The sequence below is a fragment of the Saccharopolyspora shandongensis genome (assembly GCF_900106995.1).
Taxonomy (GTDB): Bacteria; Actinomycetota; Actinomycetes; order Mycobacteriales; family Pseudonocardiaceae; genus Saccharopolyspora; species Saccharopolyspora shandongensis.
This window is the reverse complement of sequence record NZ_FNOK01000018.1, coordinates 1-16271: the sequence shown is the minus strand read 5'-3', so window position 1 is coordinate 16271 and position 16271 is coordinate 1. Positions and strand designations below refer to the sequence as shown.

General features: G+C 63.8%; 14 protein-coding genes. 11 read left to right on the top strand and 3 right to left on the bottom strand.

Features of this window, described 5'->3' with window-relative positions; translation table 11 throughout:
• Positions 1 to 17: 17 nt before the first annotated feature.
• Positions 18 to 965: a radical SAM protein gene (locus BLW84_RS20095; RefSeq protein WP_093267452.1), complete on the bottom strand. Its 948-nt coding sequence runs from the start codon at positions 963 to 965 to the stop codon at positions 18 to 20.
• Positions 966 to 1174: 209 nt separating this feature from the next.
• Between BLW84_RS20095 and BLW84_RS20090 the strand changes: the two genes are divergently transcribed.
• From BLW84_RS20090 to BLW84_RS20060, 7 genes are all read left to right on the top strand, one after another.
• Entirely contained in the window at positions 1175 to 2320 is a 1146-nt protein-coding gene (locus tag BLW84_RS20090) for a hypothetical protein (protein WP_143061005.1), read from the top strand.
• Between the two features lie 5 nt (positions 2321 to 2325).
• Complete coding sequence (locus BLW84_RS20085; RefSeq protein WP_245761257.1) at positions 2326 to 3000, top strand: class I SAM-dependent methyltransferase; 675 nt, start codon at positions 2326 to 2328, stop codon at positions 2998 to 3000.
• Positions 3001 to 3011: 11 nt separating this feature from the next.
• Positions 3012 to 3788 (top strand): glycosyltransferase family 2 protein, encoded by a 777-nt coding sequence (locus tag BLW84_RS20080; protein WP_177226574.1) that lies wholly within the window; start codon positions 3012 to 3014, stop codon positions 3786 to 3788.
• On the top strand, positions 3785 to 4816 hold the full coding sequence (locus BLW84_RS20075; protein ID WP_093267446.1) for a nucleotidyl transferase family protein: 1032 nt from the start codon (positions 3785 to 3787) through the stop codon (positions 4814 to 4816). Before BLW84_RS20080 ends, BLW84_RS20075 begins: the two co-directional genes overlap by 4 nt.
• A gap of 148 nt (positions 4817 to 4964) precedes the next feature.
• Positions 4965 to 6287: a tyrosine--tRNA ligase gene (gene tyrS, locus BLW84_RS20070; RefSeq protein ID WP_245761256.1), complete on the top strand. Its 1323-nt coding sequence runs from the start codon at positions 4965 to 4967 to the stop codon at positions 6285 to 6287.
• Between the two features lie 9 nt (positions 6288 to 6296).
• Positions 6297 to 6977, top strand: a complete 681-nt coding sequence (locus tag BLW84_RS20065; protein ID WP_093267443.1) for an HAD family hydrolase — start codon at positions 6297 to 6299, stop codon at positions 6975 to 6977.
• Positions 6974 to 7954, top strand: a complete 981-nt coding sequence (locus BLW84_RS20060; RefSeq protein WP_093267441.1) for a zinc-dependent alcohol dehydrogenase — start codon at positions 6974 to 6976, stop codon at positions 7952 to 7954. The genes BLW84_RS20065 and BLW84_RS20060 overlap by 4 nt, the downstream gene beginning before the upstream one ends.
• Positions 7955 to 8705: 751 nt before the next feature.
• On the opposite strand, the gene BLW84_RS20055 is transcribed toward BLW84_RS20060, so the two are convergent.
• Positions 8706 to 9656 (bottom strand): hypothetical protein, encoded by a 951-nt coding sequence (locus BLW84_RS20055; protein WP_143061004.1) that lies wholly within the window; start codon positions 9654 to 9656, stop codon positions 8706 to 8708.
• A gap of 348 nt (positions 9657 to 10004) precedes the next feature.
• Between BLW84_RS20055 and BLW84_RS20050 the strand changes: the two genes are divergently transcribed.
• The 4 genes from BLW84_RS20050 (at position 10005) to BLW84_RS20035 (ending at position 15992) form a co-directional block, all read left to right on the top strand.
• Positions 10005 to 11873 (top strand): hypothetical protein, encoded by a 1869-nt coding sequence (locus BLW84_RS20050; RefSeq protein ID WP_177226573.1) that lies wholly within the window; start codon positions 10005 to 10007, stop codon positions 11871 to 11873.
• 1895 nt (positions 11874 to 13768) lie between these two features.
• Complete coding sequence (locus tag BLW84_RS20040) at positions 13769 to 15262, top strand: phosphotransferase (RefSeq protein ID WP_143061003.1); 1494 nt, start codon at positions 13769 to 13771, stop codon at positions 15260 to 15262.
• A 141-nt stretch (positions 15263 to 15403) separates the two neighbouring features.
• The gene (locus BLW84_RS48395; RefSeq protein WP_218157381.1) at positions 15404 to 15685 is read left to right on the top strand and encodes a hypothetical protein; all 282 of its coding nucleotides are present in this window, start codon (positions 15404 to 15406) and stop codon (positions 15683 to 15685) included.
• On the top strand, positions 15597 to 15992 hold the full coding sequence (locus BLW84_RS20035) for a CYTH domain-containing protein (protein ID WP_218157393.1): 396 nt from the start codon (positions 15597 to 15599) through the stop codon (positions 15990 to 15992). The genes BLW84_RS48395 and BLW84_RS20035 overlap by 89 nt, the downstream gene beginning before the upstream one ends.
• A 92-nt stretch (positions 15993 to 16084) precedes the next feature.
• Here the strand turns inward: BLW84_RS20035 and BLW84_RS47545 are convergent.
• The coding region (locus BLW84_RS47545; protein WP_177226572.1) for a hypothetical protein at positions 16085 to 16271 on the bottom strand (187 nt) is incomplete at its 5' end.

Sequence of the window (16271 nt, the reverse complement as noted above, 5' to 3'; positions counted from 1 at the left end):
TGCTGATTGGCTCACCATTAATTCTCCGTCGGTGTCGCGTGGTCGTTTGAATTCGATGCCGGGAACTGTGTGTCACGTAATGCGAATGCTCGGCGAATCAAGGGTTCGAGACCGTCTGAGAGCATGTTGCCGAGCACAGCGTTGCGCGGCGCCGCCACGCTGCCGAGATCGGCCGTGACGGTGCCGTCTGCGAGAATCCATGCGCGAAATGGGTACGGGTCGTCGGGTGCCCTCGTAGGCTGCGCGAATACTTCAAGGTTACCAACGATGCCCCGAACTTGGTCTACCGCAGCCACAAACGTGGCGGGGTCATAACCATAGATCTCGGACTTGCGACTATTGGGTCGTCCGATTGGGCGATACTGGGAGATGAGCCAGTATTCGACGCTCGTTCGAGCGGCGATGTTGCTAATCTGCTGTCCAAGCTGAAGTAGCCATCTTACGCTCTCGGTGGTCGTGAAAGTGTTGAACGCTAATCGTCTCTGGTCGGCTACCAGCATTTCGACATTCGATAGGAAACGTTCAAAGAAACCGGTTCCACGAAACCAGTCGGCTGTAGTGGCATCGGGTCCATCAATGGCTAGTGAGTACAGCGTCACGTACTGGCGGAGGCCCGAGTACCGGTCGGCGAGCAGCAGTCCGTTGGTGTGCAGGTTCGTCTCGAAACCACGGTCCACTGCGTGGGCAAGGGCAACTTCGAGGTGGTTGTCGTAGGGCATCAGCGGATCGCCACCCGTGAATACGATCCGCTGGGCAGCCGACTCGTGACGGATGAGGTCGATGACGCGGCGCACCGTGTCTGGGTCTGCGAACACCCTGTTGCGTTCGCGGTAGCAAAATCGGCATACACCAGGTGATCCCGGAGTGTTGGGACGATCCCAAGCGTTGCAGTCGGTGTTGAGGACCAGATGCACGATCTTCAGCTCATCGCGGGTAAGGATCGTCGCCCCCTTTTGCTCGATCATCCACGCACAGCGATGCTACTGATCGACTTCGTGATCAGCAGCCTAACCAGTGTGATCGCTTTGAGTAGTCAGTTGCTCCGTTTGGGTACCACACGTTCGAGGAACGCCGCGTGATCGCAAGATCCCAATAGGGTCGTCTGGTGTCCAGATTGACGCAGTCGGTGAATGTTCGAGATAGCCAGAGCGGAGGAGGATCTTCGCTACCGATCGTGCCTGAGGCGCGGCAAATCTCGCCAACGCTGTCCTATAAGGACCCTGCGGGCGAACACGTCTCATCGTCGTCCAACCCCGAGGATCTACCTGCTCCGATCCGTATGGTGCTTGGCCGGATCTCGGTAGGTGATGACGTGCAACCCGCACAGCTCTCCGATGCGTTCCAAGCTATGCCGGAGGTGCCTGCGCCGACCCGAGATGTGGTGCTGGGATCGCTGCTGACCGCTGTGATCACGCGAGGCCCGGCGGCTGATGAGGTGGAGGCACTGCTGCGCAGCGCGCTCGCGATGGACAACTACACAGCGCCGACGATGCTCGGTGGTGATAGTCACCGAGTGTTGTTGCTGGCGGGCAGCGGTAAGAAGGGCTTGCGGACACTGAACGTCTCCACCCCTGCCGCGCTGGTCGCTGCTGCCGTTGGCGCACGGGTGATCAAGGTCGGGTCAGCCGCGACATCCTCGACGCTGGGATCGCGTGATCTGGTTCGTGCGCTCGGGTTACGTGAGCATCGAACGGCGACGGGCGTGCGTGCTGACCTAGACGCATGCGGGTTCGCCTTCGTTGCGATCGAGCCAGAGATCCCTGCACTGGATGGCCTTTATGGCGGCCGGTTCCATGCGCCGAATCCGTTCTCCTTTGGACTCGCGCCGCTGGCGAGCCCGGTTCGGGGGGATGTCACTATCTTCGGCTTGGCCCATCCGCGCGTGGACGTGGCCGCAGAGGTGCTGAGCCGGTTTGGCATGGGTGACGTGGACGTACTGAGCACGCGGTTGCCCAGTGGCCACTACCTGGACGAGATCGGAATGGTGGGTGAGTTGCGCTGCTGCCGGGTGCGGGATGGGGGCGTGGGGCCGGTCGCGGTAAGCGCGATCGAGCACGAAACCGCTACCGGTGCTACAGCGGCGGGTCTTCCGACGCCCTGCGGTTCGGCCGAGGCCGTCGATCGCACTGCAGATCTGCTCGCTGGCAGTGGTCTGGACAGCCACCGCGCCGTGGTAGCTGTTAACAGTGCGTTCCTGCTGGTACGCAGCGGTGTGGCGAGTTCATTGGTTGAGGGGCGTGAGTTGGCCGAGGACGCGCTGCGTAGCGGCACCGTTCTGGCAAAGACCGCGGCCTCTCCGACTCCTGCCGGGAAGGCGTGATCCGAGTGGGTTTCGATCCCGATCTTCATTACCTTCGGCCTGGCTACACGTCACGCGTGCCGCCGGAATACTTCGTAGACATCGATGACGGGATCACCTGGCAGCCCGATGTATACCCCGAAGTGCTTGTGCTGGCTCAGAGGCACGACCGCAGTGTGATCATCGATCTAGGTTGCGGACGAGCTGGCAAGCTCGTCGCCTTGGCCGAGCAACATCCTCATCTGGATCTCGTTGGCGTCGACTTTGGCCCCAATATCGAGTGGTGCCGAGCAAACCTGCCGGTAGGGCGATGGCTCGACGCCGACCTGGAGACAGCGACGACACTGCCGCTCGGCACCGAGATGATTGCCCGATCGGTGATCGTGTGCTCGGACGTGCTTGAACATCTGGTCGACCCGCGCCCAGCGATGCGGTTGATCTGCTGGTTACTCGACCGGGGCGCGGTGTGCGCGGTCGTCTCCACCCCGGCGCGTGATAAGCGGGCTGGCACGGAAAACCTCGGGCCGCCGGCCAACCCGTCGCATGTGCGGGAGTGGACGCAAGACGAGTTTCGGGCGTTTGTCGAAAGCTTCCCCGCCGCGATCGAACGGTTCGAACTGACTCGCAGCGACGACAGCGGCGGCGGGATGACCACGCAGCTCGTCGTACTCGGCCCATGCAAGGGACAGCGCACCGGATGACGCAGCCTTCGGTGTCAATCGTGGTGTTGAGCCATAACTACGAGCGCTACGTCAGCGAGGCATTGGAGAACGCGGTCAGCCAGGAACCAGGCGACTACGACCTGGCCGAGATAGTTGTCATCGATGACGGCTCGACCGACCGCAGCCACGACGTGTACGCACGCTTTCCCGGCGTCCGCGTCGTGGACAAGGCCCACGAAGGGTTCGCCGCCACGCTCACCCGTGCCGTTGATGAAGCATCCGGAGAATGGCTCGCGCCACTGGATGCCGACGACGCTTTCACGCCGGACAAGCTGCGCAGACTGGCCCCACATCTCGCGAACCCCGCCCTCCTGCTGATCCAGCACGCGGAGTACGTCATCGACGCCGACGGCTTGCCGTTCGTCGAGGGCACCCATCCGGGCGGTTCGACCAGCACGCTCGTCGTCCGCACCGCTGCCGCGCGGGACCTGCTGCCAGTCACCAACGAGTTGTTCTTCCACGTGCTGGCAGACCTCGGCCACGGCATCCGCTTGTCAGAGCCCCTGACCCGCTACCGGGTACATGAGGAAAGCATGACTGATCGCCGCACACCCGGCGTCTTCGCCGAGTACATGGCAAACGTCAGCGATGAGGTCGCCGCCCGGCTCGGCCAGCTCCACGATCGTCCGCCGACCTGGGCACGCGCCGACCAACTCACCGGGCTAGCTGTCCGCTATCACGAACAGGCTGCCGAACACCGCGACAACGCCAAGCATCAGCGCGAGCGCGACGCGCTGGGCACTCCCCGGAAGGGACCCTCCGCGTGACCAACGCCGTGTTGTTTTCAGAGTCCTACTACCGGCAGGTGCTCGCCGAGTTCGGTTACACCCCATTCGATCTGCGGCAGTTCGACTTCACCCTGGCCGGCCTAGACGCCGACACCCTCAATGCCCGCTACCTGTGCCACCACCACGGCGACCATTACCTGCGTGCTAGCCCGCAACGACGGATCGTCACCACCGGGTTCGGCATGTCCGGCGTGCCGCACCTGGCCACGGTCTCCCACATCCTCAAGATGATCGAACTTCAGCTCGGTGGCGAGCGGTGTCAGATCGTGCTCGGCGACCTTGACGCCTACAACGGCAAGGCCAAGCCCTACGCGGAGGTACGCGAGCTGGCCGAGCGGTTTCGGGAGTACAGCCTGCGGCTGGGCTTCGACGACACGGCCGGGATCGTGCGCTCGCAGGAGAGCCACCTGCCCGCACTGGAAGCGATGTACCTGATCGGCCGCTACGTCGAACAGGCCGACTTCGACGCCGCCGAAGAAGACAACCACGGCTACTACGTCGACCGCGGGCTGGTCGACGCGGCGATGACCTTCCGCCGCGCCCTCTCGCTGTCGCTGATGGCCGCCGACTTCCTCGCCCTGGGGCAGGACCACGACGCGGTGCTGGTGATGCTCGGCGTGGACGAACACCGTTACGTGCGCTTCGCCCAGAAGACACTGGCACGTCTCGACGAACACGTACCGCTGCGGTCGGACTTCGCGCTCACCGCCGCCTACACCCGCATGGTGCGAGGCTTCGGCGGTCACCCGAAGTTCAGCAAGAGCCTCCCCGGTTCGGCCCTGGACGTGACCACCCCGCCGGAGGAGGTAGGCCGCCTGCTGACCGCCGAGCCACCGATCCCCGAAGAGTCGGCCACCTACCAGCTCATGTGCCAACTGCCCCGCTACGATGCGGCCACATTGCTCGACCTGCACAAATACTGCCGGGAGGCTGGCCCAACCTGGCAGCGCGCTGTGGTCGACCTCACAGACTACGTCATCGACGTGATCAGTCAGTGGCCCTGTTAACCAGGAGGAATCGGCTCGCCGCGCCCCGCTAACATCGTCATATCACGCGCAACCCGATATCCGGAGAGCTTCGATGACCCGACTGAGCCAGTCCGTTGACCGCGCCACCGCCCTGCTCAAGGACGCGGACCTTGCGGCCGACGCCACCGTGCGGGAGCTGCTGACCGAGACCACGCAGCGCCGCAGCCTGGATCTGTCGGACCTGCCTCCGGCGGAGCAAGCCGCCCTGATCGCCGCCCGCTCGCAGGAGCTTCAACCGGCCGCCGACGCGCTGGCTGAGCGGATCATCGAGGCGGACAAGAAGGGTCGCCGGTTCATCGCCAAGTTCGGCATCGACCCCACCGGGGCCGAGGTGCACCTCGGGCACACGGTGCCGATGCTCATCCTCAGCCGCTTTCAGCGGATGGGGCACCTGGTGGTGTTCATCGTCGGCGACATGACCGCCAAGATCGGTGACCCCTCCGGCCGGTCGGACGAGCGGCCGGCGCTGACCGACGAGGACATCGCTCGCAACCTCGCCACCTACCGTGAGCAGGTCAGCCCGTTCTTCGACTTCGAGCGTGCTCAGTTCCGGCACAACGGCGACTGGCTGCGGCAGATCACGCTACCAAAAGTGATCGAGATCACTGCTCAGATCCCCGTGTCCATGCCGCTGCAACGTGAGGACTTCCGCAAGCGGCTCGACGCTGGGCAAGGGTTGTCGCTGGCCGAGTTGCTGTACTCAGTCGTCATGGCGCTGGATTCGGTGGAGACCAACTGCGACCTGGAAGTCGGCGGGATCGACCAATTCCTGAACATGCAGATGTGCCGCAAAGTGATGGACATCTGCGGCCAAACTCCTGAGTTGGTCGTCGCCACCTCGCTGATCGAGGGCACGGACGGCTCCGGGGCCAAGATGAGCAAATCCAAGGGCAACTACGTGCCCTTGACAGCGCCACCCGGCGAGATCTTCGGCAAGATCATGTCGGTACCCGATCGGCTGCTGGAGCCCTACTTCCAGGCACTGTCGGAGTGGGTGGACTCCGAGTTGGCTGTTACCCGAGAGCGGATTAGCAGCGGCTCGCTGCATCCGATGGACCTGAAGAAGATCCTGGCAGGGGAAGTCACCGCCGCCATCCACGGCGTTGACGCGGCGATGAAGGCCCGTGAGGAGTTCGTCGCCCGCTTTTCCAAGCGCACCTTTGGTGAGGTGGACGACCTGCCCACGGTGGCGGACCTGAGCAAGTCGATCACAGAAGTGGTCAAGGCCCTGGGCTTCGCCTCGAGCAATGGGGATGTTCGTCGCGTCGCACAGCAGAACGGGCTGCGCCTGGTAGTCGAATCCGATGGCAACCAAGAGCAGGTGACGCTCAGCGCCGATGAGGCTCGCGAGCCGCTGGCGGCCGTGGTCAAGGACAAGCTCGACGGCCAGCTCGGCGACTTCTACCTCAAGGTCGGGCGCAAGCTCGCCCGCATCAACCCCACCGTCTGACCCTCGCCTGTGGACGCCGTGGCGTTCGATCTGTTCGGCACCCTCGTCACCGCACCTACGCCCCAGGAACGCACCCGCGCGGCCTCCCGGCTGGCTGCCGTGATCGGATGCGGGACCGCGACGGTCGATCAGTATTTCCGTAACACGTGGCATGCTCGCCACAACGGCACCCTGCCGACGTTACGCGACCTCGCCACGCATCTGGTCCATGCCGTCGACGGGCCAGACGAGGTGATTGGGCCGGTCGCAGACCGGTTACGTGTGCTTGGGCAGGCCCGTCTCCTCCCCGCTCCCTCGGTTGTCTATGCGCTGCAATCATTGCGCAGCAAGGGGCTACGGGTCGGCGTCCTCAGTGACGCCAGCGCGGAGATCGCCGCCGCCTGGCCGAAGAGTCCGCTGGCTGCGCTCGTGGACACAGCGGTGTTCAGTTGCGCGGCCGGCGCACTCAAACCCGACCCACGGCTCTACCGGCGCATTCTGGACGAGTTGGGCGTGCCAGCCCACCGGACGCTGTACGTGGGAGATGGCGGCGGTGACGAGCTGCAGGGGGCGCTCGCCGCAGGAATGGCCGCCGTCGCCGTCCGGCGCCGAGGCACTGCCGATGCCCTTGCGTTCGGCGATACCGACTGGCACGGCCCTGTGCTGGACGCGGTAGAGCGCGTGCCGCCTTACTTGACGGAGCAGAAATGAGGGCGTGGGAGATCCGCAACGGCAAACTCTATCTGCACGAGGTGGCGCCAGCACAGGCAGCCGAGGGTGAGACGGTCGTTCGCATCACGCACACCGGCATCTGCGGCAGCGACCTACCGAAGTTAGTGCGTCCCAACGTTTTCGCTCTGCCTGAGCCGTGGAGACCCGGCCACGAAATCGTCGGTACCGATCCCGCCGGCCGCGTGGTCGCTATCGACCCCCTCATCTCCTGCGGGACCTGCAATACGTGTGCGGCAGGCGACAGCCACTTATGCCCCTGCCTGCGACGCCTCGGCTGGGACCTGCCCGGCGGTTTCGCCGAACAGGTCGTCGTACCAGCGGCAAACGCTCACCCTCTGCCGAATGGCGTTGATGCCCTCCACGCGGTCCTTGCCGACCCTGCAGCCGTGGCAATCCACGGGCTGCGCTGCACTCCCATCTCCCCACCAGGTCGGTTGGCCGTTATCGGCGCGGGCACGGTCGGCCTCCTCACCGCGTTGTACGCCAACCAACACGGGTGGGAGGTCACCGTCATACACCGTGACGGCCGCCCGCCACGGCGAGCGATCGTCGATGCCATTCCCGCCACATTCCAGCCGCCACGAGTTCCTGAAAAGTGCGGCTTCGATGTGGTGGTGGACGCGGCTAGCGGAGCCGACTCAACGCCGCTGGAACTGGCTCTACATCTCGTTCGCGAGAGTGGCACCATCGTCGTTCAGAATGCCTACCAGCCCAACGTAGTGCTGCCGCTTCCATTGCGGGACATCTTTCGTCGGTCGATCAGCCTGATCGGCTCCTTCTCTTACTGTCGGCGCGGCCTCGGTGACTTTGAAATGGGGCTGAATCTTCTCGACCAGTGTTCGGACGCTGTGGGACTTCTGGTGATCCAGGCCGGCGGACTCGCGGACCTCAACGTTGTCCTTGAACGTCTGCGCCTCCGTAGCGGCCGTCAGGTGCTCACCGTCAAGGACATCTGATTCCGGCAACCTCCGAGTGAAGGCCTGTCGGTTGACGACGACCGTCAAGCCGCTCGGTGCTTCTCTACCGAAATCGCCGAGTACTCCGTGTAAGCTGGGAGGAGAGCTAGAGCATCCACCACGGGATCCCAGGCGCGTCACTGGACGCCGTCGGTGGCGGTTCGGTGGTCTGGTGGGCTTGATGTATGGCAAGTGCGGAACATTTCGCAGGCGCAAGAGCCCACCAATACACTGCGGCACCGCTAGACACTGATCTTGTGGGGCTAGTGGTGGCGTTGGCTGGAAAGTCGCCGCCACCAGCGTCGCTTCTGCGACGATCGGGAGTTCGGGTGTCCATGCGGCGGGTATTTTTGACTTGCGCAAGACCTATCCTGCGACGGTGTGCTCTAACGTGCTCCGAGTTGTCGTCCTGATCATCACGGTTGGTCAGTGCCGAGAAGCGGTAAAGCAGGGCTGCAGACCGTCAATCTCTAGTGACCACGACGGTCGGTGATGGTCAAAGTCGCTGCAGCGCAACAGCATTCGTATGAAGGAGCTGGGTCGTCCGCGCCGCACACCGCGCTCGGTGCCGTCTGGGCGATACCCGAGCTTACGGCTGACCTGATGGGAGGCGTGCGTGTCTTCCCATGCGGTGGTGCGTGCCTGAACGGCTGCGAGGTAGTCGAAGGCCATGGTGAGCACTGCCGCGCGGGCCTCGGTGCTGAGTCCTTGGCCTTGAAACGGCATTCTTTTCCGGACTAAGAGTTGTCCGTTATGTCTCAGTTAGTTGGTTGTCGAGCCAGCTCTCGTAAGCGAGATCCTCGTCAACCGGGTAGTAGTCCTCGGGGTTGTCGACGTCGAGATGGTGTTCCTTCTCAAGATCGGCGAGGTCAAGCTCGTCGCCTTCGAGTTCCAGGCCACAGACGGCGCAGCTGAAGGCGGACGCGTAGATCGTCACCGCGGGCACTGGTTCCCCGGCCTCATTTTCGGTGGTATTGCGCCAGTCGACGACTGCACCGTCCTCGCTGTGCACCCATCCGGTGCCCTCGCATGCGGGGCAGTCGATCGACACGTCGTAGCCGGTATAGATGAATTGAGTTGCCCCGAACGCGGCGACCACGCTTTCCCGTTGCGGCGACAGGAGGTCACCGAATCGCTGCTGGAACGCGCGCTTCGCTCGTGCGATTTTGGCCTCGAACGTGACACGCAGTTCGTTGTTCCGCTCGTCGGCTAGCTTATCGACGAGGGCGGTGTAGTGACCCCAGTAGCGCTCTAGGTCGATCTTGAGCTCGGCCAGGACGGGCGTGGCGATTCTGATGCAGGTGCCGAGCACTGCTCGCGCGGCGTCGGCATCGTGTGCGCCAACATGCGCAACACCGTTCCGAGCTGCGAAGACCCGCTCGAATGCCGAATCGGCGACCGTGATCTTGGGCTTGAGCAACGCTCGCGTGCGATCGAACGCCACCTTCAGCCCGATGGATTTGGTGCGGCTTGCCGGGACGCCTGAGCGGTCGCCGTGCCCGACTGCGTGCAGCAGCGACGCCCAATGCGTTGCTTCGATGATCAGTGCCGGGTGCAGTGAGCAGAGGTATGCCTTCAGCAGGTGCTCCAGGCCGACGCCGGCATGGTGGACAGCGAAGTCGAGGGACTCGCCGCGGCCGAACGCCTCGAACGCGGCTTGCATCCAGCGTCGCGAGGATGACTGGAGTGACTTCTGGTCCATTGGCCTGACACTAGCCGAGCCCGGGGCACTGGAGCTGAGGGTCGACACCCCGCAGACTTGCTTCCGGCAGACGGTCGTTGATCGAAGTCCTGGGGGATCGCTGGTGGGTGGGCAGGAAGCCGCGCGTGGGTTCGAGTACCAGTACCTCCGCACGTTGGAATACGCGCTGCTCGCGATCACCTGGACGATACGGAACTCACGGCCGTCCAGATCGAGGGCGTGCTGACCGCAAATCTGAAAGCCGACCAGGAGATCGTTGACTTCGCGTTGGTATCAGGAGAACGCGTTCTCACTGTCGCGCAGGTCAAGAGCGGCGGTCCCGGAAGTTCGCTGTCAGCGTCCGATTTGGTGGGGATGCTGTTGCGGTTGTTGCCCGGCCACGTCGCCGAGTGGTATTTGGTGGTCACCAATCGATCAGGTGCGCGGAACCTGCATGAGCTGCTGGCGCTGATGAAGTCCAGCAAGCCGGATGTCTGCGACGACGTGCTGTCGCTGATTCGGCGGTCGAAGATCTCCGAGGAGCTCCCCGCCGCGGGGCACGAGTTCTGGGAGCGGTTGCGGCGCACGGAGGTCGTGCTCGACCTGCGGGACATTGAGCAGGTGCGGGCGGACGTCCAGGAACTGGTCCGCGCCGCGCGGCACCGGGCAGCGCCGTCGTCGGTCGGATGGGACGCGACCGGGCTGTTGACCGGCTATCTGGTGTGGGAAGTGATGGCCAGAGCGGCCGGCACGCAGGGGCCGGAACTCACCATGACGGACTTGATGGCCGCGCTGCGCATGGACCCCGACGAGCTGAAGTCGTTGATGCGCGAACGTGACTGGGCTGTCCCCGTGACGCCGGCACCACGGGCCACCGACATCGCCCGCCCTGAGTTGCTGGCGCGCATCGCGGAGCATCTCCCCGTCCCGGTTCCGCGGGACGCGGCGCCGGTGTGCCTGCTCACCGGGTTGTCGGGGATCGGGAAGAGCAGCCTGGCTGCGGCGTGGGCGGACGACAACGCCTACGCGTACGCGGCGATCATGTGGATCGACGCCACCAGTGAGTCGCAGATCAGCGCATCGTTCAGCACGGTCGCCGCGTGGCTGCAGGCCAACGGCTTGGCCAGCGAAAGCAACCTGGGGGCACCGGTGCGGCAGCGGGTCTTCGCCGCGCTCGCCCGCAGTGCTCGGCCGTGGCTCATGGTGTTCGACAACTGCTCCGATCAGGCTGTGGTGCGCGAGTGGATCCCGCCCAGGGGGCACGGGCACACGATCGTGACGAGCACCGACCAGACCCCGCTCACCGGACCGTCCACCGCGAAAATCGACGTGCGCGGCATGACTGACGGTGAGGCGACAAGGTTGCTTGTCCTCCGCGTGCTCGGCGGCCGAGAGCCGAACGACGACGAGCAGCAGTCACTTCGGCAGCTGGTCGCTCGGTTGCATCGCTGGCCGCTGGCTCTCGAACTCGCCGCCAGTTACCTCGTAAGCACACAACTTGAGCACGCCGATGATCTCGCGCGTGCCGTCGCCGACTTCGAGGATCTGCTCGCGCGGGCGATGGATGATCGACCGTCGGTTCCGGTCGGTTATCCGGACACCGTGGTCGGCGCCGTCACCATGACGTGGTTGCGGGTCGTCGGGCGCACCGGGCCCGCCGAGACGATGGCTGCGAATGCTCTGCGCACCGCGGCGTTTCTCGCTTCGCGGCAGATTCCGCTGCACTTGTTGCTGGCATGCGCGGTCGACGAAGTCGACCTCCCGTTCCCGCACTACCCCCACACCGATCCGCCGGTGGGTGAGGTGCTTCGGGCGGTGAGACGGGATTCTCTCGCTACGGCGGATGAACCGTTCCCCGTCTCGACGCGGGCCGCGCGCGGTTCCGTAAGGTCGTTGGACGTGTCAATCGCGATGAACGACTCGTGCAGTTCATCGTGCGCGGATTGGTCGAGCGTGAGGGGCGCACCGCCGACGTGCTCTCACGCGTCACGTTCTGTACGCAAGCGTGGCTGCAGTTCTTCTCTTCGAACCACGACATGCAGCAGGCCGTCGGCATGGTGGGGCACGCGATCGAGCTGTCCGAGCACGCCATCGACCAAAGCGCGGTCAGCCAGGCCAGCGCACTGCTCTGGGGCAACACGGCGGGAATTCTCGGCTATCTGGACGAGTGGACAGGTGCTGCTCGCTACCTGTCTGCGGAGCTGGCCTGCCTCGATCGACTCCCAGAAGCTGAAGTGATCCACCTGCGGATCCAGACCCTGGTGTCGTTCGCTCGTGCGCTGCACGAACTTGCTGATCATCCACGTGATGCAGTACAGGAGATCGTCCCCCTTTTGGAGCGGTTCGTCGCGGTGGTCCCCAACACCATTCATGTGCACGAGAAGGCTGCCGGTGAATCAATCCGCGTTGCACTGGCCACGGTGAGAAGTCTCCGCCTCCACAGTGTCGATCACCCGCAGTTGACGGCCTTGGAGTCGGTGCTGAACGACTTCCGCCGGATGGTCCCGGTAGCAGGTGAGGTCGACTGGTTCTATGAACTGACCCAACTCATAGCGACGATCAGGAAGGGACGAGATACCGAGGCCCGTGCCAAGGCCGAAGCCCTGCTCGCCGCCATGAACCCGGCCCAACCCGAGTACCCCCAGGTGCTGCGAATGATGGCCGAGTTGTGTGTGAGCGTCCGCGATTGGCGGGGCGCTCGCGAAATCCTCATGCGCTTCATGGAGGCTGCGCAATCGGGCCTCCTGCGCAGGTTCGACATCGCCATGCTGGTGCGCAACCTTGGGTTCGGCTGCATGGCCGCGATGGCGGATCAGGAGACTCCGGCGTTCGAGTGTTTCGACGCCGTCATCCGTATAGCGGAGATCGCTGACCGCGACCGAGTGGTGATTCAGGCAGGCGACCGCGACGTGATCTCAGTGCTCCGCGCCCTGCACGCCTATCTCAACACCGACAAGGCCGCCTGCGCCACTTGGCTCAACCACGCACATCCCAACGAAGTCGACGCGGTCGAACACACGGGCCTGATCAACTTCGTGCATCGGCTGCTGCGCAACTGGTGCGCCAAGAAGGCCACTCGCTCGCAGTCTTCAACCCTCATTCCGCCGGCCGATGTCGTGGACGACACCTTCGGCGCCAGCCCTGTTCCGGTGCCCGACACGGTGTTCGCGATCGACGAGAAGTCCGTTCACGATAATTTGCTGAAGTTCGGTGCGGAGTCCGCTCCTGGCCGGGCGATCGCTTCGGTCCAGGTCACCCGCGCAGCCGGGCGTCCGCCGCGCGATCCGATGGAGATCGCGGTGGAAACCTGTCTGGCAATGCAGATTCTGGGTCTGCCCACACAGATGGCGATGATCGGACTGCAGTTCCTGCGCGACAGTGCTGGCATCAAGATCGACGATCCCGAGCGGCTCATACTCGACAACCCCACCAACGCGCACGCCTGGCGGCTTCCACATCACGTTGCCTGGGTGACGTCGTCAGGTCACCTTGTTGATCCGGTGTTTCCGCAGCTCTACGCGGTTCGTGCGGTCGCGACGGTACAGTCATCGCTCCGGCATCCTGTTGTTGCGCCATTTTCGACGACGAGTCACTTCCCGGTTGTGCGCGGGCACGGTCTGGTCGCGGGGTACGTGCACCTCGGCACCTACGACGTGCACGACATCGCCGAGGCGCTCCCGCCCGATCGGCGCGCGGCATGCGAAACCAACGCGCTCTTCGTCGCATTTCAAGCGATGTTCACGCTCGCGGCGACCGGTGACCGATTCATCTCGATGATCGAAGCTGCCCATCCCGAGTTGGACGGGTTGATCATCCGGCCGCGCCAGCTTATCGACCTCGGGGAGGCGCTCAGTCCTGACAACGGTTGATCACGGCATGCGTCAGGAACCCCTCGCTCCCACGATTAGGTCGCTGCCGTCGAGGTCGATAAGGGCGCGTGTCATGGTCCGTTGTGGCCCTTCTTTTTGGGTGTCACTTGATCACGACGCAAACGATTCACAGTACAGCTATCTGGCAGGCGCGTGGTCGCCGCCACTCGAATGGACTAGATCAATCGGCGAGCTGCGGCCATAGTGGACAGAGGGGTCGGACTTCCACGTGATCACGAGGTGGGCGCGCATTGTGCTGCCCATGTGGTCACGACGAACGCTATTGGCGGCGCATGCGAAGAACTGGCTCACGTGCTTCGCTTGCCAGTCAGGCCGCTGGGATCGGCACAGGAAGACTTCCGGAATCTGCATCTCGTGGCGGGTCCGGTTGGCGAACCGACGATGTTCATCAAGCTCGTCGAGAAGCGCGCCTTTCATGAGGCAGCACTCGCCGTGTCCGCAGTCGTTCGCCCGATCGGCATCAGGACGCCGAGACTGCTCGATCAAGGCATCCTCACCGACGGGCGAGCGTGGTTGGCGTACGCCTGGTACGAACTCACCGAATTCGAGCCTGCCGTGCCATCCTTGGTGGAACGCGCCGGCGCGCTTCTTTCCCAGCTTCACGCCCACACCACCGCAGCTACACCTGCGGGTCTGGCCACCACCAGCGAAAGCTTGATGGATGACCTGCGGAAGCGAGCTGACCACCTCGCCGGTATCGCTCCTAGGTACGGTCGCAGGGTTCGCCGGTTGATCCCGTTATGTGTCGAGGTTCCTCAGCCCAATCGCTGCGTCTTGCACGGAGACTTCGGCTGGCGCAATCTTGGCCTCGACTTGGACGGCCAGATCTGGCTGTTGGACTGGGACACAGCTACTTGGGGGCACCCGATCGTCGATCTCGGCAAGCTGATCGACCGGGAGTTCGCCGAGGATCATGTTCGTGACCAGTTTCTCCGTGGCTATCGCCGGCACCATCCAGTGATCAGCTATCCCTGGCCTGCCTACGTGGACACCGTGCGGTTGTGGGTTGCCGCGGGGGCTGCTGAACTACGGACTTCTCCGGAGCGTCGCTGGGTTGACCCGACATGGCCTCCGCATCCTCGACGAGATCGAAAGCCGATGTGGCTAGGCGTCGGTGTGGGAGCGCTGGATGAGGTCGGGCGACTCGTAGACTTCCACCTCATGACGCGCGTTGGGACTGAGGACACCTGTCTGGTTGTGCTCCGTGGCCCCTCCGGATCGGGCAAGTCGTCGACAGCCCGTCGGTTGCGCGCTCACCTTGGCGGCAGTGTCGCGCTCATTGAACAGGACTATTTCCGGCGCGTCGTGCTCAAAGAGCGTGATGTGCCGGGTGGGGCCAACATCGAGCTGATTTCCACGGCGGTGAGGTTCGCGCTCGGCCATGGATGGAATGTGATCGTCGAGGGCATCATGCACGCCGAACGCTACGCAGACATGCTTCACAAGCTGCGTCAGGACCACCTTGGCAGAAGCGTGTTCTACTACTTCGACGTGACTTGGGACGAGACGCTCCGGCGCCATAAAACACGCCCCCAAGCCGAGGAATTCGGCGTCGACGAGATGCGAAAGTGGTACCGCGCCGGGGATCAGCTTGGTTTTGCTGAGGAGCAGAACATTCCTCAGGGGTCCACATTGGATGCAACCGTGCATCGAATCGTGCATGAGGCTTTCGGCGACGCGCCGTGCGAACCAAAGGCCGGCTCACCCGTCCCGGTGGGCTGGTTGGAGCAGCCCTGACGATCGCAACCGACCTGATCCACTGCAACTTACCAACGCCTCGATCAAGCCCGTCGACCTTGTCAAACAACTCGGCGTGTGCAGCAAGCGCAACTTGGACCCGGGTCTTCGCCGCGATCGCCTGCGGAGGATGATCAGGGCATGGAGGTTGAACGCAAGCGCGAGCTGCCCAGCCACATCAACCCCCAGGCGTTGATTAACCGGCTCGTGCAGATCGGGTTCCGCGACGACGGTCATTTGGTCGAAATCGACACCTACTACAGCCGTCCCGATGTGGACTTCATGGAAACGGTAGAGTGCCTGGCGGGTTCGCGAACGAGACGAGTTCGCAGAGATCACCTACAAGCCGGCGTCGAATGCCGCCACGCACAGCACGGCCGACATCATCACCAAGCCGGAAACCAACGTCTCGATCGGCGCTGACCAAGCGAAGCAGGCGAAACAGTTGCTTGCAGCGATCGGGATGGTGCAACTAGCCCGGGTCGCCAAGACGCGCATCGCGTTGCGGCACCCCCACCACGACACCGTGACCGTCGCGATCGACACGATCGCCGGCGTCGGCTCATTCGTCGAAACCGAAGTGCTCACCGACGATGCGGCCGGCATCGACGAGCTGCTGGAGGAAACCGAACATCTCTGTGGCTTCCACCAGCTTCCGGTGGTGCACCTGCCGTACCGAGACCTCGTCATGCAGCACGATCAGACCCAGCCTGTTGCGCCGACCACGTGACCATCTCGCCTCTGAAACTGCGCGGCGACAGCCTAGATCGATCGATTTAACGGAGCCTGGACAGGTCCAACGTCGTGACCTTCGGCAGATGATCACTCGCCCGCCCAGGTCAGATCGGTCTCGAACACGTCGCAGACGGTGATCGCCGACGCGCGGGAGCTTGTCACGCGGTGGCCGTCAATTTCCCTGGACCCCATGTCCGCATGGCTGTAGTGGCCTACCGTCCGCTGCCACGGCTTGTTGACCAGGGCTGCGGTGTCTTTCAGCCCGGTCGCCAGA

Bases quoted from the DNA above. Each gene is read 5' to 3' on its own strand.
- BLW84_RS20095 (WP_093267452.1), bottom strand. From the start codon at position 965: ATGATCGAGCAAAAGGGGGCGACGATCCTTACCCGCGATGAGCTGAAG.
- BLW84_RS20055 (WP_143061004.1), bottom strand. From the start codon at position 9,656: ATGGACCAGAAGTCACTCCAGTCATCCTCGCGACGCTGGATGCAAGCC.
- BLW84_RS48395 (WP_218157381.1), top strand. From the start codon at position 15,404: ATGGAGGTTGAACGCAAGCGCGAGCTGCCCAGCCACATCAACCCCCAG.
- BLW84_RS20060 (WP_093267441.1), top strand. From the start codon at position 6,974: ATGAGGGCGTGGGAGATCCGCAACGGCAAACTCTATCTGCACGAGGTG.